Source organism: Citrobacter sp. MGH106 (assembly GCF_001037495.1).
GTDB lineage: Bacteria > Pseudomonadota > Gammaproteobacteria > Enterobacterales > Enterobacteriaceae > Citrobacter > Citrobacter murliniae.
Window position 1 is genome coordinate 911,681 of record NZ_KQ089822.1, and the last position, 23,127, is coordinate 934,807.

At 50.6% G+C, this 23,127-nt stretch carries 18 protein-coding genes and 1 pseudogene; 9 read left to right on the forward strand and 10 right to left on the reverse strand.

The features are described 5' to 3' along the window. Positions 1-12 precede the first annotated feature (12 nt). Positions 13-1,386: an exodeoxyribonuclease VII large subunit gene (xseA, locus tag SK36_RS04135; protein ID WP_048220834.1), complete on the reverse strand. Its 1,374-nt coding sequence runs from the start codon at positions 1,384-1,386 to the stop codon at positions 13-15. 161 nt (positions 1,387-1,547) lie between these two features. On the opposite strand from xseA, the gene guaB reads away from it, so the two are divergent. Both guaB and guaA read left to right on the forward strand, forming a co-directional pair. Further along, the gene (gene guaB / locus SK36_RS04140; RefSeq protein ID WP_045446098.1) at positions 1,548-3,014 is read left to right on the forward strand and encodes an IMP dehydrogenase; all 1,467 of its coding nucleotides are present in this window, start codon (positions 1,548-1,550) and stop codon (positions 3,012-3,014) included. A gap of 63 nt (positions 3,015-3,077) precedes the next feature. Beyond that, positions 3,078-4,655: a glutamine-hydrolyzing GMP synthase gene (gene guaA / locus SK36_RS04145; RefSeq protein WP_045446095.1), complete on the forward strand. Its 1,578-nt coding sequence runs from the start codon at positions 3,078-3,080 to the stop codon at positions 4,653-4,655. A 257-nt stretch (positions 4,656-4,912) separates the two neighbouring features. On the opposite strand, the gene SK36_RS04150 is transcribed toward guaA, so the two are convergent. Beyond that, on the reverse strand, positions 4,913-5,104 hold the full coding sequence (locus SK36_RS04150; RefSeq protein ID WP_048220835.1) for a YfgG family protein: 192 nt from the start codon (positions 5,102-5,104) through the stop codon (positions 4,913-4,915). A 355-nt stretch (positions 5,105-5,459) separates the two neighbouring features. Between SK36_RS04150 and SK36_RS04155 the strand changes: the two genes are divergently transcribed. Then, entirely contained in the window at positions 5,460-7,730 is a 2,271-nt protein-coding gene (locus SK36_RS04155) for a bifunctional diguanylate cyclase/phosphodiesterase (RefSeq protein ID WP_048220836.1), read from the forward strand. Here the strand turns inward: SK36_RS04155 and ppx are convergent. From ppx to purM, 4 genes and pseudogenes are all read right to left on the reverse strand, one after another. Continuing rightward, a complete protein-coding gene (ppx, locus tag SK36_RS04160) occupies positions 7,710-9,251 on the reverse strand; it encodes an exopolyphosphatase (protein ID WP_045446089.1) in 1,542 nt (513 codons plus the stop codon). The genes SK36_RS04155 and ppx overlap by 21 nt on opposite strands. A 131-nt stretch (positions 9,252-9,382) precedes the next feature. Continuing rightward, a pseudogene (ppk1, locus tag SK36_RS04165) lies at positions 9,383-11,446 on the reverse strand (polyphosphate kinase 1); the annotation flags it as partial. A gap of 209 nt (positions 11,447-11,655) precedes the next feature. Beyond that, on the reverse strand, positions 11,656-12,297 hold the full coding sequence (gene purN / locus SK36_RS04170; RefSeq protein WP_045446086.1) for a phosphoribosylglycinamide formyltransferase: 642 nt from the start codon (positions 12,295-12,297) through the stop codon (positions 11,656-11,658). Then, positions 12,294-13,331, reverse strand: a complete 1,038-nt coding sequence (purM, locus tag SK36_RS04175; RefSeq protein WP_045446083.1) for a phosphoribosylformylglycinamidine cyclo-ligase — start codon at positions 13,329-13,331, stop codon at positions 12,294-12,296. Before purM ends, purN begins: the two co-directional genes overlap by 4 nt. A 442-nt stretch (positions 13,332-13,773) precedes the next feature. Here purM and upp point away from each other — a divergent pair, with 442 nt between their 5' ends. The 3 genes from upp to SK36_RS04190 all read left to right on the forward strand — a co-directional run bounded on the left by upp (position 13,774) and on the right by SK36_RS04190 (position 16,586). Further along, positions 13,774-14,400, forward strand: a complete 627-nt coding sequence (gene upp, locus SK36_RS04180) for a uracil phosphoribosyltransferase (RefSeq protein WP_045446080.1) — start codon at positions 13,774-13,776, stop codon at positions 14,398-14,400. Between the two features lie 96 nt (positions 14,401-14,496). After that, positions 14,497-15,789: a uracil permease gene (gene uraA / locus SK36_RS04185; protein WP_045446077.1), complete on the forward strand. Its 1,293-nt coding sequence runs from the start codon at positions 14,497-14,499 to the stop codon at positions 15,787-15,789. 95 nt (positions 15,790-15,884) lie between these two features. Continuing rightward, positions 15,885-16,586: a DnaA inactivator Hda gene (locus SK36_RS04190; RefSeq protein ID WP_223307030.1), complete on the forward strand. Its 702-nt coding sequence runs from the start codon at positions 15,885-15,887 to the stop codon at positions 16,584-16,586. 36 nt (positions 16,587-16,622) lie between these two features. Here the strand turns inward: SK36_RS04190 and arsC are convergent, their stop codons facing one another. Together arsC and bepA are read right to left on the reverse strand one after the other, a co-directional pair. Next, on the reverse strand, positions 16,623-16,982 hold the full coding sequence (gene arsC / locus SK36_RS04195; protein WP_048220837.1) for an arsenate reductase (glutaredoxin): 360 nt from the start codon (positions 16,980-16,982) through the stop codon (positions 16,623-16,625). 12 nt (positions 16,983-16,994) lie between these two features. Continuing rightward, a complete protein-coding gene (bepA, locus tag SK36_RS04200) occupies positions 16,995-18,458 on the reverse strand; it encodes a beta-barrel assembly-enhancing protease (RefSeq protein WP_048220838.1) in 1,464 nt (487 codons plus the stop codon). Between the two features lie 225 nt (positions 18,459-18,683). Here bepA and SK36_RS04205 point away from each other — a divergent pair, with 225 nt between their 5' ends. Continuing rightward, entirely contained in the window at positions 18,684-19,748 is a 1,065-nt protein-coding gene (locus tag SK36_RS04205; RefSeq protein ID WP_045446065.1) for an AI-2E family transporter, read from the forward strand. Between the two features lie 84 nt (positions 19,749-19,832). Next, the gene (gene iadA / locus SK36_RS04210; RefSeq protein ID WP_048220839.1) at positions 19,833-20,996 is read left to right on the forward strand and encodes a beta-aspartyl-peptidase; all 1,164 of its coding nucleotides are present in this window, start codon (positions 19,833-19,835) and stop codon (positions 20,994-20,996) included. A 52-nt stretch (positions 20,997-21,048) separates the two neighbouring features. On the opposite strand, the gene bcp is transcribed toward iadA, so the two are convergent. Both bcp and SK36_RS04220 read right to left on the reverse strand, forming a co-directional pair. Then, a complete protein-coding gene (gene bcp / locus SK36_RS04215) occupies positions 21,049-21,519 on the reverse strand; it encodes a thioredoxin-dependent thiol peroxidase (RefSeq protein WP_006683508.1) in 471 nt (156 codons plus the stop codon). After that, the gene (locus tag SK36_RS04220) at positions 21,519-22,091 is read right to left on the reverse strand and encodes a glycine cleavage system transcriptional repressor (protein WP_197086121.1); all 573 of its coding nucleotides are present in this window, start codon (positions 22,089-22,091) and stop codon (positions 21,519-21,521) included. The genes bcp and SK36_RS04220 overlap by 1 nt, the downstream gene beginning before the upstream one ends. 145 nt (positions 22,092-22,236) lie before the next feature. Between SK36_RS04220 and dapA the strand changes: the two genes are divergently transcribed. Then, positions 22,237-23,115: a 4-hydroxy-tetrahydrodipicolinate synthase gene (dapA, locus tag SK36_RS04225; protein WP_045446056.1), complete on the forward strand. Its 879-nt coding sequence runs from the start codon at positions 22,237-22,239 to the stop codon at positions 23,113-23,115. The last annotated feature ends 12 nt before the right edge of the window (positions 23,116-23,127 follow it).

Genomic DNA, 23,127 nt, shown 5'->3' on the forward strand with positions numbered 1-23,127 from the left:
CGGTCAGTGAATTTAGCTTACTTTGCGCGAACGTGGTTTTTTGAGCGGGGTGATTTTTTTCACCTCGCTTTCCACCCAGCCATCGCTAAGGCGTGTTGTGAGCGTTTCGCCGGGTTTTACCTGCTTCGCTTTTGTCAGAGCCTTTCCGTCCGTTGCGGTAGTGACACTGTATCCTCGCGCCAGCGTTGCCAGTGGGCTGACGGCTTCCAGATGTGTTACCGCATTGCCAAAACGTTCGCGTGTTGCACTCATTTGTGCGCGGACGAGCTCTGCCAGACGATACTCGAGCTGTTGGATACGCGTCTGCCCGCGATGAATACGCGGCTGCGGGTTTTGCTGGTTCAGTCGCTGTGCCAGTCGCAGCTGTTGCTGACTGGCGCGTTTGAGTTGGTTTTCCAGCGCAAAACTCATGCGTTTTTGCAGGCGATCCAGCGTGGTTTGCTGACGTGCCAGGCGTAGCTGAGGGTGTTGTTGCTGTAAGCGGTGATGAATCTGGGTAAAGCGACGACTGCGATTAGCGAGAAAATAATCCATCGCCATTTCCAGACGCTGTTGTGCGGACTGCACCTGGCGTAGTAATTCCTGCTGGTTGCGGCTTACCACTTCGGCGGCGGCTGACGGCGTTGGCGCACGCAGGTCACCAACAAAATCGGCTATGGTTACATCGGTTTCATGGCCGACGGCGCTGACTACCGGAATGCGGCTGGCAAAAATTGCCCGTGCTACACGTTCGTCGTTAAAGCTCCATAAATCTTCCAGCGAACCGCCGCCCCGACCAACGATCAATACGTCGCACTCGCTACGCGCATTCGCCAGTTCAATGGCGCGAACGATTTGAGCAGGCGCTTCATCACCCTGAACGGCAGTCGGATAGATGATAACGGGCAGGGAAGGATCGCGTCGTTTCAACACGTGGAGAATATCGTGCAATGCGGCCCCGGTTTTCGAGGTGATCACGCCGACGCAATGGGCCGGAGAGGGCAGAGGTTGCTTATGCTGCTGATCGAACAGCCCTTCAGCCTGAAGTTTGGCTTTGAGTTGCTCATATTTTTGCTGTAACAAGCCTTCACCTGCAGGCTGCATGCTTTCAACAATAATCTGATAGTCGCCGCGCGGTTCATACAACGTAATGTTGGCGCGAACCAGCACCTGCTGTCCGTGCTGCGGGCGAAAGGTTACACGGCGGTTGCTGTTGCGGAACATCGCACAGCGTACCTGGGCACCATCGTCTTTTAAGGTGAAGTACCAGTGACCTGATGAGGGCTGGGTAAAGTTAGATATTTCGCCGCTGATCCATACCTGCCCCATTTCTTGCTCGAGCAGCAGACGCACCGTCTGGTTAAGGCGACTTACGGTAAAAATTGAAGAGGTCTGGGAGGATAACATGTGAGCGGGATCAAATTCTAAATCAGCAGGTTATTCAATCGATAGTAACCCGCCCACAGGGGATCGCAAGGTTTTTTTGCAAAAAAGTGTGGATGCAATCGGTTACGCTCTGTATAATGCCACGGCAATATTTATTAACCACTCTGGTCGAGATATTGCCCATGCTACGTATTGCCAAAGAAGCCCTGACGTTTGACGACGTCCTCCTCGTTCCCGCTCATTCCACCGTTCTGCCGAATACTGCTGATCTCAGCACGCAGCTGACGAAAACCATTCGTCTGAATATTCCTATGCTCTCCGCAGCCATGGATACCGTGACTGAAGCGCGCCTTGCAATTGCACTGGCACAGGAAGGCGGCATCGGTTTTATCCACAAAAACATGTCCATTGAGCGCCAGGCGGAAGAAGTTCGCCGTGTGAAGAAACATGAATCAGGCGTAGTGACTGATCCTCAGACTGTATTGCCAACCACAACTCTGCGCGAAGTGAAAGAACTGACTGAGCGTAACGGTTTTGCGGGCTACCCGGTTGTGACTGAAGATAACGAACTTGTCGGTATCATCACCGGTCGCGACGTGCGTTTTGTAACCGACCTCAACCAGCCAGTTAGTGTTTACATGACGCCGAAAGAGCGTCTGGTGACTGTGCGCGAAGGTGAAGCGCGTGATGTTGTATTTGCCAAAATGCACGAAAAACGCGTTGAGAAAGCGTTGGTTGTTGACGATGGTTTCCACCTGATTGGCATGATCACCGTAAAAGATTTCCAGAAAGCTGAGCGTAAACCTAACGCCTGTAAAGATGAGCATGGTCGTCTGCGTGTAGGTGCTGCAGTAGGTGCTGGCGCAGGTAACGAAGAGCGTGTTGACGCGCTGGTTGCCGCGGGCGTTGACGTTCTGCTGATTGACTCCTCTCACGGCCATTCTGAAGGTGTGTTGCAGCGTATTCGCGAAACGCGTGCCAAATACCCGAATCTGCAAATCATCGGCGGTAACGTAGCGACTGGCGCAGGTGCACGCGCCCTGGCAGAGGCTGGAGTAAGCGCAGTGAAGGTAGGGATCGGTCCTGGCTCTATCTGTACTACTCGTATTGTTACCGGCGTAGGTGTTCCGCAGATTACTGCGGTTTCTGACGCAGTTGAAGCGCTGGAAGGCACTGGTATTCCGGTTATCGCCGACGGTGGTATCCGTTTCTCTGGCGATATCGCCAAAGCTATCGCCGCTGGTGCTGCTGCTGTCATGGTTGGCTCCATGCTGGCAGGTACTGAAGAATCCCCGGGCGAGATTGAACTGTACCAGGGCCGTTCTTACAAATCTTACCGTGGTATGGGTTCTCTGGGTGCGATGTCCAAAGGGTCTTCCGACCGTTATTTCCAGAGCGATAACGCCGCTGACAAACTGGTTCCGGAAGGTATAGAAGGTCGCGTAGCATATAAAGGCCGCCTGAAAGAGATCATCCACCAGCAGATGGGCGGCCTGCGCTCCTGTATGGGCCTGACCGGTTGTGGTACTATCGACGAGCTGCGCACTAAAGCAGAATTTGTACGCATCAGTGGTGCCGGTATTCAGGAAAGTCACGTTCACGATGTGACCATCACCAAAGAGTCCCCTAACTACCGCATGGGCTCCTGATATGTTTCCGCGCCTGGCTATATGCCAGGCGAATTTGTTTCACTTGCCTCGGAATTAGCGTCAATGACAGACAATATTCATAAACATCGCATTCTCATCCTGGATTTCGGATCGCAATACACTCAGTTGGTGGCTCGTCGCGTACGTGAACTGGGCGTCTACTGTGAACTGTGGGCATGGGATGTTACGGAAGCACAAATTCGCGAATTCAACCCTAGCGGTATTATTCTTTCTGGCGGGCCTGAGAGCACCACCGAAGACAACAGTCCGCGCGCGCCGCAGTACGTGTTCGAAGCTGGTGTACCGGTATTTGGTGTCTGTTACGGTATGCAGACCATGGCGATGCAGCTTGGTGGTCATGTAGAAAGCTCAACCGAGCGTGAGTTCGGCTATGCGCAGGTGGAAGTGAAAACCGACAGTGCCCTGATCCACGGCATCGAAGACTCCCTGACAGCAGACGGCAAACCGCTGCTGGACGTGTGGATGAGCCACGGCGATAAAGTGACGGCAATTCCTTCTGACTTCGTCACCGTTGCCAGCACTGAAACCTGTCCGTTCGCTATTATGGCAAACGAAGAAAAACGTTTTTACGGCGTGCAGTTCCACCCGGAAGTTACCCACACCCGTCAGGGCCTGCGTATGCTGGAGCGTTTTGTTCGCGATATCTGCCAGTGTGAAGCTCTATGGACGCCGGCAAAAATCATTGATGACGCCGTTGCCCGTATTCGTGAGCAGGTTGGCGACGATAAAGTGATCCTCGGCCTGTCCGGCGGTGTTGACTCCTCCGTTACTGCAATGCTGTTGCACCGTGCAATCGGTAAGAACCTGACCTGCGTATTTGTTGATAACGGCCTGCTGCGCCTGAATGAAGCTGAGCAGGTGATGGACATGTTTGGTGACCACTTTGGTCTGAATATCGTTCACGTCCCGGCAGAAGAACGCTTCCTGAGCGCACTGAAAGGCGAGAACGATCCAGAAGCTAAACGTAAAATCATCGGTCGCGTATTCGTCGAAGTGTTTGACGAAGAAGCCCTGCGTCTGGAAGACGTGAAGTGGCTGGCGCAGGGGACAATCTACCCTGACGTGATTGAATCTGCCGCTTCTGCAACCGGTAAAGCACACGTTATCAAATCTCACCACAACGTGGGCGGTTTGCCGAAAGAGATGAAAATGGGCCTCGTTGAACCGCTGAAAGAGCTGTTCAAAGACGAAGTGCGTAAGATTGGTCTGGAGCTGGGTCTGCCGTACGACATGCTGTACCGTCACCCGTTCCCGGGGCCAGGTCTGGGCGTGCGCGTACTGGGCGAAGTGAAGAAAGAGTACTGCGACCTGCTGCGTCGTGCGGATGCTATCTTCATTGAAGAGCTGCACAAAGCTGACCTGTACAACAAGGTAAGCCAGGCGTTCACTGTGTTCCTGCCGGTTCGTTCGGTTGGCGTTATGGGCGATGGCCGTAAGTACGACTGGGTTGTTTCCCTGCGTGCTGTTGAAACTATCGACTTTATGACCGCTCACTGGGCGCACCTGCCGTATGATTTCTTAGGCCGTGTTTCCAACCGTATCATCAACGAAGTGAACGGTATTTCTCGCGTAGTGTATGACATTAGCGGTAAGCCGCCAGCTACGATTGAGTGGGAATAACACCTACTTTTACCTGATTCTGAACAGGTAGTAACACGCTTAAAGCCCTCTGTAAAAACAGAGGGCTTTTTAATTTCAGCGCGCCTTCGTTGCCGTCGTAATACCAACACCACATCGAAATATGAGGAGTAGATTCACAGGGGGTGAGTATTTAGTAACGCTGGCGTCTGGTGCTGGTTGAGGCTGAAAGGCGTAACAAAAAAGTGTTCAGGCGGTATTAAGCCGCCAATTTTCTCACGGGGGGCAGTCAACAAAAGTTAGCGTTGAGCAGGCGTTTCTACGGAGAGTGAAGACTGTTGCGCTTCTTTTTTATCCTGGTGATGATGCCAGGCACCGATGGCAGAGTAGACGAAGCGTCCGAAGAAGAAGAGAAAACTGATAAGCAATATGATACGGATCATGCGACTGTTAAATCGATGTCGTTTTCGCATACTGGTAGCCTGACTCACAAAAGGTTCCTTCAAATGTACCCAACAGTGTGGGCGATACTTACATTAAGGCACACTGTGAGGGAATGGTCAATTCATCATTATGTAAAATGTAAAAATGCGTCGGTTGTTTTATCTTTTTATGTTATGGAACATAATTTTATTATTTGCATTAATAATGAATTAACGAAAATAAAAAAGAAAAAAAGTAATAAATGATTAATGAGGGATATTTTTTTTGATACATATCAAATGCCATCCGTAAGCGATAACTAAAATTGAGGGTCGTTGTGATGAACTAAACATCATTTTTTAAAGTCAGGTGGGATACCTGTCTGAAACTCCTTCAGGATGTGAAGGATCCTACTGAGCATCTATGAAACTCAATAAAAACTATATTCGCATTAGAGATAAATGGTGGGCATTACCTCTCATCTTACCTTCCTTGCTGCTGCCTTTATTGAGCTCAGCAAATACTTACGCACATATTAGTACCGGTAATATTGTCCTTTTTTATCTGCCTTTAGCACTGATGATTAGTCTGATGCTATTTTTTGGCCTGGCAGCATTGCCGGGAATTATCATTGCTATTTTCTGGTCTAAATATTCACAGTTAGGTCTGTCTGAAACGTTTTCAATTATCACGCACTTTATAATCACAGTTGTACTCAGTTGGGGTGGGTATCGGGTGTTTTCCCCACGACGCAACAATGTTGCTCATGGTGACTCTCATCTGATGCTCCCGCGCATGTTTTGGCAGGTTTTCTGCCCGGCTACGTTATTCCTGATACTCTTTCAGTTTGCTGCGTTTGTTGGCGTGTATGAAAGTAAATCCGGCATGATGGGAGTTATGCCTTTTAATATTACGACACTCATTAACTATCAGGCATTGCTGGTGGGGAATCTCATCGGTGTTCCAATGTGTTATTTTATTATCCGAACTGCGCGTAATCCACTGTATTTGCGTAGCTATTTTTCTCAGTTAAAGCTGCAATTTGATACTAAAGTATCAAAAAAAGAGTTCGCTATCTGGTTGATAATATTGGCTGCGTTAATGGTATTGCTGTGTATGCCATTAAATGATAATAGCTCAATATTTAGCACGAATTATACCCTGTCGCTCTTATTGCCTGTTATGTTGTGGGGGGCAATGCGTTACGGTTATAGATTTATTTCGTTAGCTTGGGCTGTAATACTGATTGCTGCAATTCATTATTATCAGCGCTATATGCCTTGGTATCCCGGCTACGATACACAGCTTGCGATCACCTCCTCGAGCTACCTGGTTTTTTCTTTTATCGTATGTTACATGGCAGTGCTGGCGACACGTCAGCGAATTGTCAGCGCTCGGGCCCGCCGCCTTGCTTATCTGGATCCTGTAGTACATATCCCTAATCTTCGAGCTTTAAACCGGGCGTTAAAGAGTACGCCATGGTCAGCACTCTGCTATTTGCGCGTGCCGGGGTTAGAGCTACTCGGGAAAAACTATGGCGTTATGCTCCGCATTCAGTACAAGCAGAAGCTTTCTCACTGGATCACCGAACAACTGGCACCCGATGAATGTGTATACCAGATGTCCGGACACGACCTTGTTTTGCGTCTTACTACCGAATCACACCAGCGACGTATTGAGGCACTTGATAAGCATATCAAGCAATTCCGCTTTATCTGGGATGGTATGGCTCTACAGCCGCAGGTCGGGATGAGCTACTGTTATGTACGCTCTCCGGTCAGTCATATCTACCTACTATTAGGCGAACTGAGTACCATCGCCGATTTCTCCCTTGTCACCAATACGCCTGAAAATTTGCAGCGACGTGGTGCCATGAATTTGCAGCGAGATCTGAAAGATAAAGTAGCAATGATGAACCGACTTCAGCAGGCGCTGGAGCATGATCACTTTTTCCTGATGGCGCAGCCGATTTTGGGTGTACGCGGTGATATGTATCATGAAATCTTGCTACGGCTTAAGGGGGAGGAGGGGGAAACCATTCCTCCTGATTGTTTTTTACCCGCAGCTCATGAGTTTGGGCTGTCATCCAGTATTGACCTTTGGGTAATTGAAAACACACTGAAATTTATGGCTCAAAATCGGGAAAGCATTCCAGCCCGTCGTTTTGCTATCAATTTGTCTCCAACATCAGTGTGTCGTGCCCGCCTTCCATCCGATATCGCTAAATTGCTGGAGAAATATCAGATTGAAGCGTGGCAACTGGTTTTTGAGATAACGGAAAGTAACGCCCTAACCAATGCGGAACAGGCCCAGGCAACATTGCTGCAATTACAGGTATTGGGGTGTCAGATTGCGATTGATGACTTTGGTACTGGTTATGCCAGCTATGCGCGGCTTAAAGACGTGAGTGCCGATATCCTGAAGATTGACGGCAGCTTCATTCGTAATATTGTCTCGAACAGCCTTGATTACCAAATTGTTGCTTCGATTTGTCATCTGGCGCGGATGAAAAGAATGATGGTGGTTGCGGAGTATGTCGAAACCGAAGAGCTTCGCAGCGCTGTGATTTCTCTGGGCATTGATTACATGCAGGGCTATCTGATTGGCAAACCGTTGCCGCTGAATGAGATTCTGGAGGAACAGGTGTCAGACGCGCTGACACCTGCTGAAAATTCACGCTGCGATATCGGGTGAGCTTTCTTCCTCGATCTTAAGACGCCAGCCTGTTACGGCTTCCCAGTACTGCTGCTCCTTTTCCAGATCGAGCAGGACGAGCGCGTTCTGGCTGAACCAGTCGTGCGGGAAGCGTAATGTCCAGTGATTTTCGTCAGTTACCAGCGTAAGTGTCGGCGGCGTTGTAGTCGCCTGACGCTGATTATTCAGCAATACACCCAGTCGTAATAGTTGGATCAACGGCAGAAACTGTTTCTTCTTGAACAACGTAAAGCGTGGTAAATCATCCAGCTTTACGGCTTTACGATGGTAGCGAACTAACGTCGCCATCATCAACTGCTGTTCCTGGTTGAAACCCGGCAAGTCGCTGTTTTGCAGAATGTAAGCCGAGTGACGGTGCAGGCCGCTGTGATTGATGTTCAGCCCAACCTCGTGCAGCATGGCTGCCCATCTGAGCAATGCTTCCAGTTGCGGATGGGCCAGTTTGGGCTGCTGTGCATGCCACTGGTCGTACATCTGCATGGTGGTTTCCAGCACGCGACGAGCTTGTTCGCTGTCGATATTGTACTGGTTCGCCAGGCTGCTGGCGGTGCGGCTACGTACATCCTGATGGCGAAAACGTCCTTCCATCTCATACAACACGCCTTCACGCAGTGCGCCATCAGAAAGTCGAAGTTCACGGATACCCAGCGCATCAAAAACGCCACACAGGATAGCCAGGCCCGGTACAAAAACAGCTTTTCTGTCCTCGGATAACCCAGGCATACTGAGCGCTTCGAATGAGGAATGTCTCAGCACTTCGCTGGTCAGCATGTCCAGACGTTCGGGGGTGATAAAACCATCTTTTTCACCCATTTCCAGCAGCACTTCGTGCGCCGCTTTGATCGTGCCTGAGGCTCCCAGCGCCACGTTCCAGCCCTGAATACGAAACTGCCAGGTTAACGTTTCAAGTTTTTGCGCGGCCGCCATGCGCGCGCGCTGGAAATTTTCCCGGCTGATTGTGCCGCCAGGGAAATACATTTGAGCAAAACTGACGCAGCCCATACGGCGGCTTTCGACCAGTTTCGGCTCGAAGTCTTCCCCAATAACCAGTTCAGTCGAACCGCCGCCGATGTCGATAACCAGCTTGCGACCTTTCTCCGGCTGTGTGTGCTCAACGCCCATAAATATCAGTCGGGCTTCTTCGTTACCGGAGATAATTTCAATCGGGTAGGGGATGACCTTTTCTGCTCGCTTCAGAAAATCAGTCGCATTCAGCGCCTGGCGCAAAGTGTGAGTTCCCACAATGCATACGCTTGATGGTGGAAAGCCCTGCAGACGTTCCGCGAATAATGACAGACAGCTTAATCCGCGCTCCATCGCCTCTTCGCTCAGCTTGTTGTCTTCGCCGAGCCCATCCGCCAGATGTACGCGTTGTTTCAGGCGTCCGATAATTTGCATCGCGCCATCGACTACCCGGGCAATGACCATATGAAAACTATTTGAACCAAGGTCGACCGCAGCAAACTCCTGCGGTCGTGGTGACTTGTCGTGTATTGGCATAGCGTTTATCCGTCATACTTCAAGTTGTGTTTGTGTTGGCTGCTTTCTTACACCCCAGTCACTTACCGGCGTAAGCTCCCGGGGACTCTCTCATTTGCCGCCTTCCCACAACTTGAATTATTTAGGCTAGTGTCAGGTTGCTCGAGTGATTTGATGTAGTCATAAATCGCCAATTGTGACTGAACCTTACGGCGGTTTCCACGTGGCACGTAGCGATTACTCAGTTCTTTATCAATGTAACGGGCTTTCACCGTATCGCTGAACAGGATCTCTATAATATCCAGCACGCGTTGCTTAAGGCGTGGATCGAGAAGCGGTGTGGCAACTTCGATACGATAATCGATGTTTCTCGTCATCCAGTCTGCGGAGGAGAGGTAAACCTGTTTATCACCGCCGTTTTCGAATATATAGACCCGGTCGTGTTCAAGGTAGCGGTCAACGATACTGATGACGCGAATATTGTCACTGATACCTTCCAGATTCGGGATCAGGGAGCACATACCGCGGATCAACAAATTGACCTGCACACCTGAGCCTGATGCCGCATAGAGGCGGTCAACCAGGCCTTTATCAACCAGGTTATTCAGTTTTAACGTGATGCCGGAAGGCTTACCTTGCTGTGCATTGGCAATCTCTTTATCGATCATTCCGTACAGCAGACGTCGTGAGTTTTGCGGGGAAACCAGCAGGTAATCGAAAGTTACCGGACGATACGGATTTTCAATAAAGTTAAATACCCGGCGGACTTCGTTGGTAATGCGCGAATCGGCAGTCAGTAAAGAGTAGTCGGTATACAATCGTGCCGTTTTTTCGTTGAAGTTACCCGTCCCGATATGCGCGTAGCGCACGACTTCATCGCCTTCTTTACGTGAGATCAGGAATAGCTTGGCGTGAATTTTCAGCCCTGGCGCGGAGAAGATAACATGTACGCCTGCTTCGGTAAGACGCTTGGCCCAGTGAATGTTAGCTTCTTCATCAAAACGCGCCTGCAATTCCACCACCACGGTGACTTTTTTACTGTTGTGAGCGGCATGAATCATCGCGTCGATGATGCGAGAGTCTTTTGCCACGCGATAGATGTTAATTTTTATCGCCAGCACGCTCGGGTCGAAGGAGGCCTGTCGCAGTAATTCAAGTACGTGCTCAAAAGTGTGGTACGGATAATAAAGCAGAACATCGCGTTCACGGATCGCGTCAAAGCCGTTACGAAATTTCTCGTTATCAAACCAGATATGGCGCAGCCGGGGCAGCGGTTTGTTCACCAGATTGGCTTTGCCAACGTTAGGGAAGTTAATAAAGTCTTTGAAGTTATGGTAACGACCACCGGGAACTATCGAGTCATAGCGAGAAATGGTCAATTTTTCACGCAGAACCTCAACCAGCGCATTCGGCATATCGCGTTGATACACAAAGCGCACGGGTTCTGCGGTCAGACGCTGCTTCAGACTGGATGACATGAGTTCCATCAGGCTGGATTCCATCTCGTGCACCAAATCGTATTCGGCATCGCGGGTCATTTTCATCGAATAGGCATTCAGCGCATCGTAATCAAAGAACCCTTTGAAAATATCATCCAAGCAATAACGTAAGATGTTATCCAGCAAAATCATTGGTTTGCGGCGGCGCGGCGTTTCCGGCGGCAAATTCACAAAGCGAGGAACCTTGTCGGACGGAATTTCCAGCAGAGCATAACGAATGGTATCGCCGCGAATGATCTCCACGGCCAGATAGGTATAGTCGTCTTTTAAAAACTGAACTAAATCTGTCTCGCGGTTAATCAGGATCGGCGTGATGTGCTGGCGAAGATACTGCTTGAAGTAATGGCGTAACCAGCTCTGTTGATTCACTGATAACTGGCGTTCATTGATTAAGAAGATCTGGTTGCGCGCCATCTCCAGCAGTAATTCATTGTACAGGCCGTCAAATTCCTGATCGGCTTTCAATACGCGGGCCTGGATTTTGCCTAACAGATGGCGGGAGTGGGAGTTTGAACCCTGTTCTTCGCTAATAATGATACGGCGCTTCAGTTCGGCAAAACGAACTTTGTAAAACTCGTCAAGATTATTGGAATAGATGCCTAAGAAACGCATCCGTTCAATCAACGGGTTTGATTTATCAGCAGCTTCCTGGAGTACACGTTCATTGAACGCTAACCAGCTGAGTTCTTTCTCGATGTATAGCTTTTCCTGACCCATTACCACTTTTACTCCGTTTCATTCACGGGACACTACCGATTTATTATGGCGAGCTTTGCTCTCAGATGTCCAACTGTGCCAGAAAAGTATGACAATAAACCGTCTGGTAGCAAAGAGAAAGGGGAAGAGTAGATGCGCCATCGGGCAAGCTGGGGCTTCATGGCCGGATGGTGACATCATTGCGTCCTATCCGGCCATGTGAGGGACTTTTATTCGTCAGCGGCATAGCCTTGTGGTGAAAGGCGATTGCCGTCCAGCCAGGCCGCGTTATCGCGCATTTTCAGGCGACCGTCGGTAAACCAGCTCACCACCAGCGGATAAATGGCGTGTTCCTGCGCCTGAACGCGGGCAGTAACATCATCTTCGCTGTCACCGTCAAAAACCGGAACCTTCGCTTGCAGAATAACCGGGCCACCGTCGAGTTCATCGGTCACGAAATGAACGGAGGTTCCATGTTCTTCATCCCCGTTTTCCAGCACCTGACGGTGGGTATGCAGGCCGGGATATTTAGGTAACAGGGAAGGGTGGATATTGAGTAAGCGTCCGGCATAGTGGTCGACAAATGCCGGGCTGAGGATGCGCATATATCCGGCCAGCACCACCACATCCGGTGCATAAGCATCTATCTCTTTTATCAGTTCCCGATCGAATGCTTCTCGGCTGGCAAACTGGCCTGCTTCCAGCGAATGTGCCGGAATAGTTGCCTCTCGTGCACGTTCAAGGCCGAACGCGTCGGCCTTGTTACTAAATACTGCACGTATGGTGCCATTGATTTTTTTCTGTTTGCAGGCGTCAATTATCGCCTGCAAATTGCTTCCGTTGCCGGAAATGAGCACCACGATGTTTTTCATTCAATAACCACACGCTGTTCGGAATCAGAAGCTTTGATGATACCGATTCTCCAAGCGTTTTCACCTTTCTCATTCAGCAGGGCGAGTGCTTTTTCCACTTCAGTTTCCGGCAAGGCAATGACCATACCTACGCCGCAGTTGAAGGTACGATACATCTCGTGCTGGCTGACGTTACCTGCGGTTTGCAGCCAGTTGAAGACGGCTGGCCATTGCCATGAGGATTCGTCGATGACCGCCTGCGTGTTATCTGGCAGTACGCGCGGAATATTTTCCCAGAAACCGCCGCCGGTCAGGTGTGCGATAGCATGCACATCGACCTTCTCGATCAGTTCCAGAATGGATTTCACATAGATGCGTGTCGGCGCCAGTAAGTGGTCGGCCAGTGGTTTTCCTTCCAGTTCGGTCGTTTCCGGGTCACAACCGCTGACTTCCACGATTTTACGCACCAGGGAATAACCGTTGGAGTGTGGGCCGCTGGAGCCGAGTGCAATCAGCACATCGCCATCAGCTACTTTTGAACCGTCGATAATTTCTGATTTCTCTACTACCCCAACGCAGAAGCCGGCCACGTCGTAATCTTCGCCGTGATACATCCCCGGCATTTCAGCGGTTTCCCCGCCGACCAGCGCACAACCAGACTGCAGACATCCCTCAGCAATACCGTTAATCACGCTGGCAGCGGTATCCACATCCAGTTTGCCGGTAGCGTAGTAATCGAGGAAAAACAGCGGTTCAGCGCCCTGAACCACGAGGTCGTTAACGCACATCGCCACCAGGTCAATACCAATGGTGTCATGGCGTTTTAGATCCATTGCCAGACGCAGTTTTGTACCTACGCCATCAGTGCCGGAAACCAGTACAGGTTCACGATATTTTTGCGGCAATGCGCACAGCGCGCCGAAGCCACCCAATCCACCCATAACTTCCGGGCGACGAGTTTTCTTCACTACGCCTTTGATTCGATCAACCAGAGCATTACCTGCGTCAATATCAACACCGGCATCTTTATAGCTAAGAGAGGTTTTATCGGTCACTGCTTGGGTCCCCACGCGTTAACTTGCGGTAGCAATTAAATTCGGCGCAATTCTAACAGGGAAAGCAAACGTTTGCGAGCCTGCTCTGCAACGACTTTTTTCTGCTGTTTTTTTCAGCGTTTGACCTTTTCAATAGCACAATAAACCGCAACCCGACGATGCTGGATACGTGTTAACGGGTGTGAGTCTGATGAACAATATTCAGAAAATCTTTTTTGTGGCTTCAATACGTCATACAGACCAGAAGATAATACTTATATAATTCAATACATTGATACTATTTTCCGTCAAGACTGTGGCCTTGTTTTATACTCATCTCCCGAACGCAAATGACTTTGGTTGATCCATATCAAGCGTATGCAGTGTTGCGCCAGAGAGGAAAAGCGGTATAATCCGGCGATTTTTTTTGTGGTTGCCACTCGTCTGAGGAAAGGAGAAGAGTATGAAGATCGTGGAAGTCAAACACCCACTCGTCAAACACAAGCTGGGACTGATGCGTGAAAATGACATCAGCACTAAACGCTTTCGTGAACTCGCCTCGGAAGTTGGCAGCCTGCTGACCTATGAAGCAACCGCTGGTCTGGAAACCGAAAAGGTAACCATCGAAGGCTGGAATGGCCCGGTTGAAGTAGACCAAATTAAAGGTAAAAAAATCACTGTTGTACCAATCCTGCGTGCGGGCCTGGGTATGATGGAAGGCGTACTGGAAAACGTTCCGAGTGCGCGTATCAGCGTAGTTGGCATGTACCGTAACGAAGAGACTCTGGAGCCGGTACCGTACTTCCAGAAGCTGGTTTCTAATATTGATGAGCGTATGGCGCTGATCGTCGACCCGATGCTGGCCACTGGCGGTTCCGTTATCGCCACCATCGACCTGCTGAAAAATGCGGGCTGCAGCAGCATTAAAGTACTGGTGCTGGTAGCCGCACCGGAAGGTATCGCGGCACTGGAAAAAGCGCACCCGGATGTTGAGCTATATACCGCATCTATCGACCAGGGGCTGAACGAGCAAGGATACATTATTCCGGGACTCGGCGATGCTGGCGATAAGATTTTTGGTACTAAGTAAATGAATAAATAAAAAGAAGCCGACTTTAAGAGTCGGCTTTTTTTTGAATAAAACAACCTAATCACTAATAACAAACAACACTCAGAGGAAAACACTATGACGCGCCGTGCTATCGGGGTGAGTGAAAGACCGCCGCTTTTACAGACGATCCCGCTTAGTTTGCAGCACCTGTTCGCCATGTTTGGTGCAACGGTACTGGTGCCTGTCCTGTTTCATATCAACCCGGCAACTGTCCTGCTGTTTAACGGTATTGGTACACTGCTGTATCTCTTCATTTGTAAAGGCAAAATTCCTGCCTATCTGGGGTCCAGCTTCGCGTTTATTTCTCCGGTATTGCTGTTGCTACCGCTTGGGTATGAAGTGGCGCTCGGTGGTTTTATTATGTGCGGCGTTCTGTTCTGCCTGGTTTCTTTCATCGTTAAGAAAGCAGGGACCGGCTGGCTGGATGTGATGTTCCCGCCTGCGGCCATGGGCGCAATCGTTGCCGTTATCGGTCTGGAACTGGCTGGCGTTGCAGCTGGTATGGCTGGTTTGCTTCCTGCAGAGGGGCAAATGCCAGATTCCAAAACAATTATCATCTCTATGGTAACGCTGGCGGTAACGGTTTTTGGTTCAGTACTGTTCCGTGGCTTTATGGCCATTATCCCCATTCTGATTGGTGTACTGGCGGGTTATGCGCTCTCCTTTGTGATGGGCGTTGTGGATACCACGCCGATTGCTCAGGCTCACTGGTTTGCTCTGCCGACCTTCTACACACCACGCTTTGAATGGGTTGCCATTCTGACCATCCTGCCTGCGGCACTGGTAGTTATTGCTGAACACGTAGGGCATTTGGTGGTAACGGCGAATATCGTGAAAAAAGATTTGATTCGCGATCCTGGACTGCATCGCTCGATGTTCGCCAACGGTCTGTCGACGGTGATCTCTGGCTTCTTTGGATCCACGCCTAACACCACTTACGGCGAAAACATCGGCGTGATGGCCATTACCCGTGTATACAGTACCTGGGTTATTGGCGGTGCGGCTATTTTTGCCATTCTGCTCTCCTGCGTCGGTAAACTGGCTGCCGCGATTCAGATTATCCCGCTACCGGTGATGGGCGGTGTGTCGCTGCTGCTGTACGGAGTTATCGGCGCATCTGGTATTCGCGTGTTGATCGAATCGAAAGTTGATTACAACAAAGCGCAAAACCTGATCCTGACGTCGGTTATTTTGATTATCGGTGTGAGTGGTGCAAAGGTTCACATTGGTGCCGCTGAACTGAAAGGGATGGCACTGGCGACTATTGTCGGCGTATGCCTGAGCCTGATCTTCAAAGCGATTAGCTTGCTGCGTCCGGAGGAAGTTGTCCTCGACGCCAAAGATGCAGAAGACACCCCGCAACACTAAGTCTTTGACCGGGCAGCGACGCTGCCCGGTTCTATCACGACGTATTTCTGTGGTAAACTCAACGCGATTTTATGAAATCCTGGGTTGAGGTATCTCTGAACACACCGGCACAGCTCTCTCTGCCACTTTATCTTCCTGACGATGAAACTTTCGCGAGTTTCTGGCCGGGGGATAACTCCTCTCTACTGGCTGCACTGCAAAACGTGCTGCGTCAGGAACATAGCGGGTATATCTATCTCTGGTCGCGCGAAGGCGCGGGCCGTAGCCATTTGCTGCATGCAGCATGCGCCGAGTTGTCTCAGCGCGGCGATGCGGTAGGTTATGTACCACTGGACAAACGTACCTGGTTCGTACCGGAAGTGCTTGACGGTATGGAGCATCTGTCACTGGTGTGTATTGATAACATCGAATGCGTTGCCGGGGATTCCCTGTGGGAAATGGCTATTTTTGATCTCTACAACCGTATTCTTGAGTCAGGGAAAACCCGGCTGCTGATCACCGGCGATCGCCCGCCAAGACAGCTGAATCTGGGACTACCGGATCTTGCTTCGCGCCTGGACTGGGGGCAAATCTATAAGTTGCAGCCGCTCTCGGATGAAGACAAGCTTCAGGCTTTGCAACTACGTGCCAGATTACGCGGGTTCGAACTTCCGGAAGATGTGGGGCGCTTTCTGTTAAAACGACTGGATCGGGAAATGCGCACTTTGTTTATGACACTGGATCAACTCGACCACGCATCGATCACCGCTCAGCGCAAACTAACTATTCCGTTCGTCAAAGAGATTTTAAAATTGTAAGCACCGCAACCGGAAAGGCTGCGGTGTTATTTGATGTTAATCGATGATTTCCAGTACCTGCTCCGGCGGACGACCAATTCTCGCCTGACCGTTTGCCACCACAATCGGGCGCTCCATCAATTTCGGGTTTTTCACCATCGCCTCAATCAACGCATCTTCACTCAAACTACTGTCCGCCAGGTTAAGTGATTTGTAGAGATCTTCTTTCTGGCGCATTAATTTGCGAGCGCTGGACATTCCCAGCATCTGCAGCAGTTCACGCAGGGTTGCTGCGTCAGCAGGTGTCTCCAGATAAAGCACCACTTCCGGTTCTACACCGTTGGACTTCAGTAACTCCAGCGTTTCGCGGCTCTTTGAGCAGCGTGGGTTATGGTAGATTTTAATCGCGTCTGACATTGTGTTTTCCTGTTACATCTTCGTATACGGTTTAAAACGCTCTTGCAACTGGCGTAGCTGGTCGATACGGGCGTCGTATCTGGCCTGTTGCTGGCTTCCCAGTTTCACCTGCGAGCTTGCGCTGCTGAGCATAGAGATGGCCTGGTCAAGACGCCCCGCTAGGGCATAGCCTTCCGCGCGCGCCGCCAGCTCTTGATCGCGGTTATTCAGGGTGGCTTCCGTTTGTGCTAACAAATCCCAGCCGTTAGCGTCATCTTTATTGTTAAACGTATAACGATTGAGGATGGTTGCGGCCTCTTTGGCTTGTCCGCCCTGTAAATATGCATTCGCCAGATTAAGTTGCAATACCGGATTTACGCGCAGGTCGCGCGCATTTTTCAGACGATTAATGGCATCGCTGGTTTTCTTCTGGCCGAGATCGATATCCGTAGCCAGGTCGAGATACCAGGCATTGTTAGGGTCTGCAGCCAGCAGAGGCTGCAGCGCTTTACGCGCCTCGTCATATTTACTGGCTTCCATCGTCTGTAGCGCCCGACCATATTGTGCAGCCCGTTGTTCACGGACATTGCCTTTCGACCAGTTGTCCAGCAGGTCGCTGGTTAGCTGGTTGCGGCCAGAATTATACATCCCCAGGGTTCGTGCTTTTGCCAGATAAAAGTCTTCAGACGATTGCACCACAGCTGGACGCATCTGGTTAGCTCGGTTACGTGCATCCGCCAGACGACTTTCTGGTAGGGGGTGAGTCAGCAGAATTTCAGGTGGACGTGTGGAGTAACGAGCCTGGTCGAGCAGTTTCTCCAGGAACGTTGGCATTGCTTGCGGATCAAAACCTGAGCGCTGCAGTACCTGAATACCAATACGATCCGCTTCCTGTTCATTCTGTTGGGTGAAGCTGATCATCCCCTGACGCGTTCCCGCCAGGGTGCCGGTAAGGGCTGCCATCCCCGCCTGCGGACTGGCCATTGCTAATAAAATTGAACCCAGTGCGCCTACCCATGTCAGCGGGGCGGTACGTTTTTGATCTTCCATGGCGCGCGCCAGGTGGCGCTGCGTGACGTGGGAGATTTCGTGCGCCATTACCGAGGCCAGTTGGCTTTCGTTATCGGAATAGCGAAAGAGTGCGGAGTGCAGAACAACGTTGCCGCCAAAAAAAGCAAAGGCGTTAATTTCGTCGTTATTAATCAAAAAGAAATGGAACGGGGTTTTTACTGAGTCTGCGTGGGATACCAGGCGCATCCCCAGAGTATTAATATATTGGGTCAGCAGCGGGTCGTTAATTAACGGCGCACTGCCGCGCAGTTGGCGCACGTAATAGTCGCCCATCTGCATTTCCTGACCGATGGAGAGTGTGCTCCCTGCTGAGGTCCCCATATCGGGTAACGTGTCCGCAGTATCAGCAAATGCGGGCGCGACCTGACCGATAGTTAGTGCAGCAATGAGGGTAGCAACCAGGTTTTTTTTCAACTGCCTGAACATAACCTCTGTCCTGTATTCATGGAGATAGCCATTTTGACCCGTGCTGCGAAGTATCGTTCACACTCCGGCAGCATTCGGAGTGTAACTGCGAAATCCTGCGATGAACACCCAGGAAGAATGTCTTTTCACTTTGCGGAATGAGTCATAAAAAGCGAAGTCTTTTTTGTGACATTTCGATACAATTCGGGATCGCAATCCCGCTATTGAGGTTCATGGAAGGGTTTTATGCTCGAAATGCTGATGCAATGGTATCGCCGCCGCTTTAGCGACCCAGAGGCTATTGCCTTGTTGGTTATCCTGGTTGCCGGTTTTGGTATTCTTTTTTTCTTTAGCGGTCTGTTAGCACCGCTGCTGGTCGCGATTGTGCTGGCTTACCTGCTTGAATGGCCGACAGTGCGTCTGGAAAATATCGGCTGTTCCCGACCCTGGGCGACATCCATTGTGCTGGTGGTGTTTGTCGGTATCTTGCTACTGATGGCGTTCGTGGTGATGCCTGTCGCGTGGCAGCAGGGGATTTATCTGATACGTGATATGCCCGGCATGCTGAATAAGCTTTCTGACTTTGCTGCAACCTTACCACGACGTTATCCGGCGCTGATGGACGCTGGCATTATTGATGCGATGGCGGAGAATATGCGCTCGCGGATGCTCACGATGGGCGACTCGGTGGTGAAATATTCTGTGGCCTCCCTGGTCGGATTACTGACACTGGCGGTTTATCTGGTTCTCGTGCCGTTGATGGTGTTCTTCCTGGTGAAAGATAAAGGGCAGATGCTGAATGCTGTGCGTCGGGTGTTGCCGCGTAATCGCGGGCTGGCGGGGCAGGTCTGGAAAGAGATGAATCAGCAAATCACTAACTACATTCGTGGCAAAGTGCTCGAAATGGTGGTGGTGGGGGTTGCGACCTGGCTTGGCTTCCTGCTGTTTGGCCTCAACTATTCTCTGCTATTGGCGGTGCTGGTCGGGTTCTCAGTCCTGATCCCGTATATCGGCGCCTTTGTGGTGACGATTCCGGTGGTTGGTGTGGCACTGTTCCAGTTTGGTCTCGGGACCGAATTCTGGAGCTGTTTTGCCGTGTACCTGATAATCCAGGCGCTGGATGGCAATCTGCTGGTCCCTGTACTTTTCTCCGAGGCTGTAAATCTGCATCCGTTGGTGATTATTCTGTCAGTGGTTATTTTCGGCGGTCTGTGGGGCTTTTGGGGCGTATTCTTTGCTATTCCGCTGGCGACGCTAATTAAAGCGGTAGTTCATGCCTGGCCGGATGGTCAGACGATTGACGAATCCTAATCAGGATGCTGTGGCGGCGCAATGCCGCCGGGTATCCATATTCTCTATTTGAATTATGCAGGTTGCTGCATGACAAGGAAGGTTATGAACTGTTCAATTCTTAATTTGACGCTGTTCCAACGTGGACACGTTTACGCACCTGAAGATCTGGGACTACAGGATATACTGGTTTCTGATGGCAAAATTGTTGCTGTTGCGCCCACAATCGCTGCAGAAGATTTTCCTGGCTGCCAGTGTATCAATCTTGATGGTGCTATTGTTTGTCCGGGGTTTATCGATCAGCACGTCCATCTGATCGGTGGCGGCGGGGAAGCTGGGCCACATACCCGCACGCCGGAGGTGCGTCTGTCGCGCCTGGTTGAAGCAGGTATTACTTCGGTTGTGGGATTACTGGGAACTGACGGCATCACCCGCCACCCGGAGTCGCTGTTGGCTAAAACCCGAGCTCTGGAGTATGAAGGCATCAGTGCCTGGATGCTAACCGGCGCTTACTCTTTACCTTCGCCGACTATTACCGGCAGTATTGAACGCGATGTGGCATTGATCGATAAAGTGATTGGGGTTAAATGTGCAGTTTCCGACCATCGATCATCTGCCCCGAATACAGCAGTGCTGGCGAATATGGCGGCTCAGTCGCGCGTAGGTGGATTGCTGGGACAAAAACCAGGGATCAGCGTATTCCATATGGGTGACAGTCCGCGCATGCTGGAGCCGTTGTATGACATTCTGAACAGCAGTGATGTACCTGTCACCAAGCTGTTGCCAACGCATGTTAACCGTGCGGAGCCGCTGTTTCAGGCCGCGTTAGAGTATGCCCGCAAAGGCGGTTATATCGACATCACCAGCAGTATTGATGAGCCTGTCTCCCCGGCAATGGCTATTGCTACCGCGCTGCGCCATGAAGTTCCACTGTCGCGTATTACCCTGAGTTCAGATGGTAATGGCAGCCAGCCGGAATTTGATGAACACGGTAATCTGACGGGGATTGGTGTAGCCGGATTCGAATCACTTGCTGATACGGTGCGCCAATTGGTGAAGGTTCATGCCATACCGTTGGAGCTGGCGCTACGTCCGCTGACACGCACAGTAGCGGAGTTCCTTGGGTTTGAGCATAAAGGCCGTCTGGCGGTCGGATGTGATGCGGATATTCTGGTACTAAACGACGAGCTGGAAGTTTATCACCTCTGGGCGAAGGGGGTTGCGGTAGTGAGAGAGAAGAAAGCGTGCGTTAAAGGAACATTTGAGTAGATAGCGGTTGTGCCGGATGGCGGTGTAAAAGCCTAATCCGGCACAATGTACATCAGGCGTTTTCTTTCAACCAGTTCATGACCACATCGTGGTGATTGCTGGTTTTGAAATCATCAAACACGTGTTCGATTTTACCCTCGGCATCAATCAGGAAGCTGATGCGATGGATGCCATCGTAGGTTTTTCCCATAAACGATTTCTCACCCCAGACACCGAACTGCTCGCATACCTGATGATCTTCATCGGACAGGAGCGTGAAGTTAAGCACTTCTTTTTCAGCAAATCGGGAAAGCTTTTCAGGTTTATCGGTGCTGATCCCCAGGACTTCAACACCTGCTTTTTTTAACTGATCCATGTTATCGCGTAAGCCGCAGGCTTGCACGGTACAGCCCGGCGTCATGGCTTTCGGGTAGAAATAAACCAGAACACGCTGTCCCTGGAAGTCGGTTAAATTTACTTGTTCTCCGTCTTGGTCCGGCAAGCTAAATTTCGGTGCGATATCACCGGCTTTCAGTGGGTTCATTACTTAACTCCATCCTGTTCATCATGCTGTGAGTAATTGACGACGTTAATACTGCCTTGCGCATTGAGTTCTGTACAGAGTGCTTTAAAGGCATCCTCAATATTTGCCGAATCGTGTGACGCGGGACTATGTGCCGTGATTTGGATAAACAGTTGTGCAGACTTTCCGTTTTCAGCCGGTTGTGTGCGAGAAACCAGTTCCGCGATATTCATTTGGTGACTGTCAAAAAGTGCGGTAAAGCGTTCTATCAGATGGGGAGAGTCGGGGACATCGACCTGCACCCATACCGTGGCGGGCATCGCCGGACGGGGGCGAGCAGTCGTTCGCTTCATCACAATCAATAAATCCAGCTCTGCACCTTTCAACGGCAAGGTTGATTCAATCAGGGTTATGGCATTCCAGGTACCGGATAACAGCATAATAAAAGTAAACTCGTCACCCAGCATGGCCAGTCGGCTGTCTTCAATATTACAGCCACAACTGCTGACATGACGAGTGATGGTGTTCACAATTCCCGGGCGATCAGCACCCAGCGCAGTAATGACCAGATAGTGTTGCGATGACGGTGTCAAACCTGTTCTTCCTTTGAGAGGTGAGGTAATCATAAGGAAAGCATAAAAAAAACATGCATACAACAATCAGAAGGGCTATGGTCGCTTGCTTTTATTGTCGTACCAAACGTACCATTGAGACACTTGTTTGCACAGAGGATGGCCCATGTTCACGGGAAGTATTGTCGCGCTTATTACGCCGATGGATGAGAAAGGTAAAGTCTGCCGGTCGAGCCTGAAAAAACTGATTGATTATCATGTCGCCAGCGGCACCTCGGCGATCGTTTCGGTTGGCACCACCGGTGAGTCCGCCACGTTGAGTCATGATGAGCATGGCGACGTGGTAATGATGACGCTGGAGCTGGCCGACGGGCGTATTCCGGTGATTGCCGGAACCGGCGCCAATGCGACCGCAGAAGCCATTAGTCTGACGCAGCGTTTCAACGACAGTGGTATTGTCGGCTGCCTGACGGTGACGCCTTACTACAACCGCCCAACCCAGGAAGGCCTGTTCCAGCATTTCAAAGCCATCGCTGAACATACTGACCTGCCGCAAATTCTGTATAATGTGCCGTCCCGTACTGGCTGCGATATGCTGCCGGAAACCGTTGGTCGTCTGGCGAAAGTAAAAAATATTGTCGCTATCAAAGAGGCCACAGGGAACTTAAGTCGTGTTCACCAGATCAAAGAGCTGGTTTCAGACGATTTTATTCTGCTCAGCGGTGATGACGCGACTGGGCTGGACTTTATTCAGCTTGGTGGTCATGGCGTGATTTCTGTTACGTCTAACGTAGCGGCACGTGATATGGCTGAAATGTGCAAACTGGCGGCAGAAGGGCACTTTGCCGAGGCGCGGGTGATCAATCAGCGTCTGATGCCGTTACACAACAAACTATTTGTCGAACCCAATCCTATCCCGGTGAAATGGGCATGTAAGGAGTTGGGACTTGTGGCGACCGATACACTGCGTCTGCCGATGACGCCAATCACGGACAATGCTCGTGATATCGTCAAAGCGGCGCTTAAGCATGCCGGTTTGCTGTAAAGTTTAGGGAGA

Excerpts from the sequence above, each read along its gene's own strand:
- arsC (WP_048220837.1), bottom strand. The coding sequence starts at position 16,982 with ATGTCAGACGCGATTAAAATCTACCATAACCCACGCTGCTCAAAGAGC.
- SK36_RS04155 (WP_048220836.1), top strand. The coding sequence starts at position 5,460 with ATGAAACTCAATAAAAACTATATTCGCATTAGAGATAAATGGTGGGCA.
- bcp (WP_006683508.1), bottom strand. The coding sequence starts at position 21,519 with ATGAACCCACTGAAAGCCGGTGATATCGCACCGAAATTTAGCTTGCCG.
- ppx (WP_045446089.1), bottom strand. The coding sequence starts at position 9,251 with ATGCCAATACACGACAAGTCACCACGACCGCAGGAGTTTGCTGCGGTC.
- guaA (WP_045446095.1), top strand. The coding sequence starts at position 3,078 with ATGACAGACAATATTCATAAACATCGCATTCTCATCCTGGATTTCGGA.
- bepA (WP_048220838.1), bottom strand. The coding sequence starts at position 18,458 with ATGTTCAGGCAGTTGAAAAAAAACCTGGTTGCTACCCTCATTGCTGCA.
- SK36_RS04205 (WP_045446065.1), top strand. The coding sequence starts at position 18,684 with ATGCTCGAAATGCTGATGCAATGGTATCGCCGCCGCTTTAGCGACCCA.
- dapA (WP_045446056.1), top strand. The coding sequence starts at position 22,237 with ATGTTCACGGGAAGTATTGTCGCGCTTATTACGCCGATGGATGAGAAA.
- guaB (WP_045446098.1), top strand. The coding sequence starts at position 1,548 with ATGCTACGTATTGCCAAAGAAGCCCTGACGTTTGACGACGTCCTCCTC.
- xseA (WP_048220834.1), bottom strand. The coding sequence starts at position 1,386 with ATGTTATCCTCCCAGACCTCTTCAATTTTTACCGTAAGTCGCCTTAAC.
- uraA (WP_045446077.1), top strand. The coding sequence starts at position 14,497 with ATGACGCGCCGTGCTATCGGGGTGAGTGAAAGACCGCCGCTTTTACAG.
- iadA (WP_048220839.1), top strand. The coding sequence starts at position 19,833 with ATGAACTGTTCAATTCTTAATTTGACGCTGTTCCAACGTGGACACGTT.
- upp (WP_045446080.1), top strand. The coding sequence starts at position 13,774 with ATGAAGATCGTGGAAGTCAAACACCCACTCGTCAAACACAAGCTGGGA.
- purN (WP_045446086.1), bottom strand. The coding sequence starts at position 12,297 with ATGAAAAACATCGTGGTGCTCATTTCCGGCAACGGAAGCAATTTGCAG.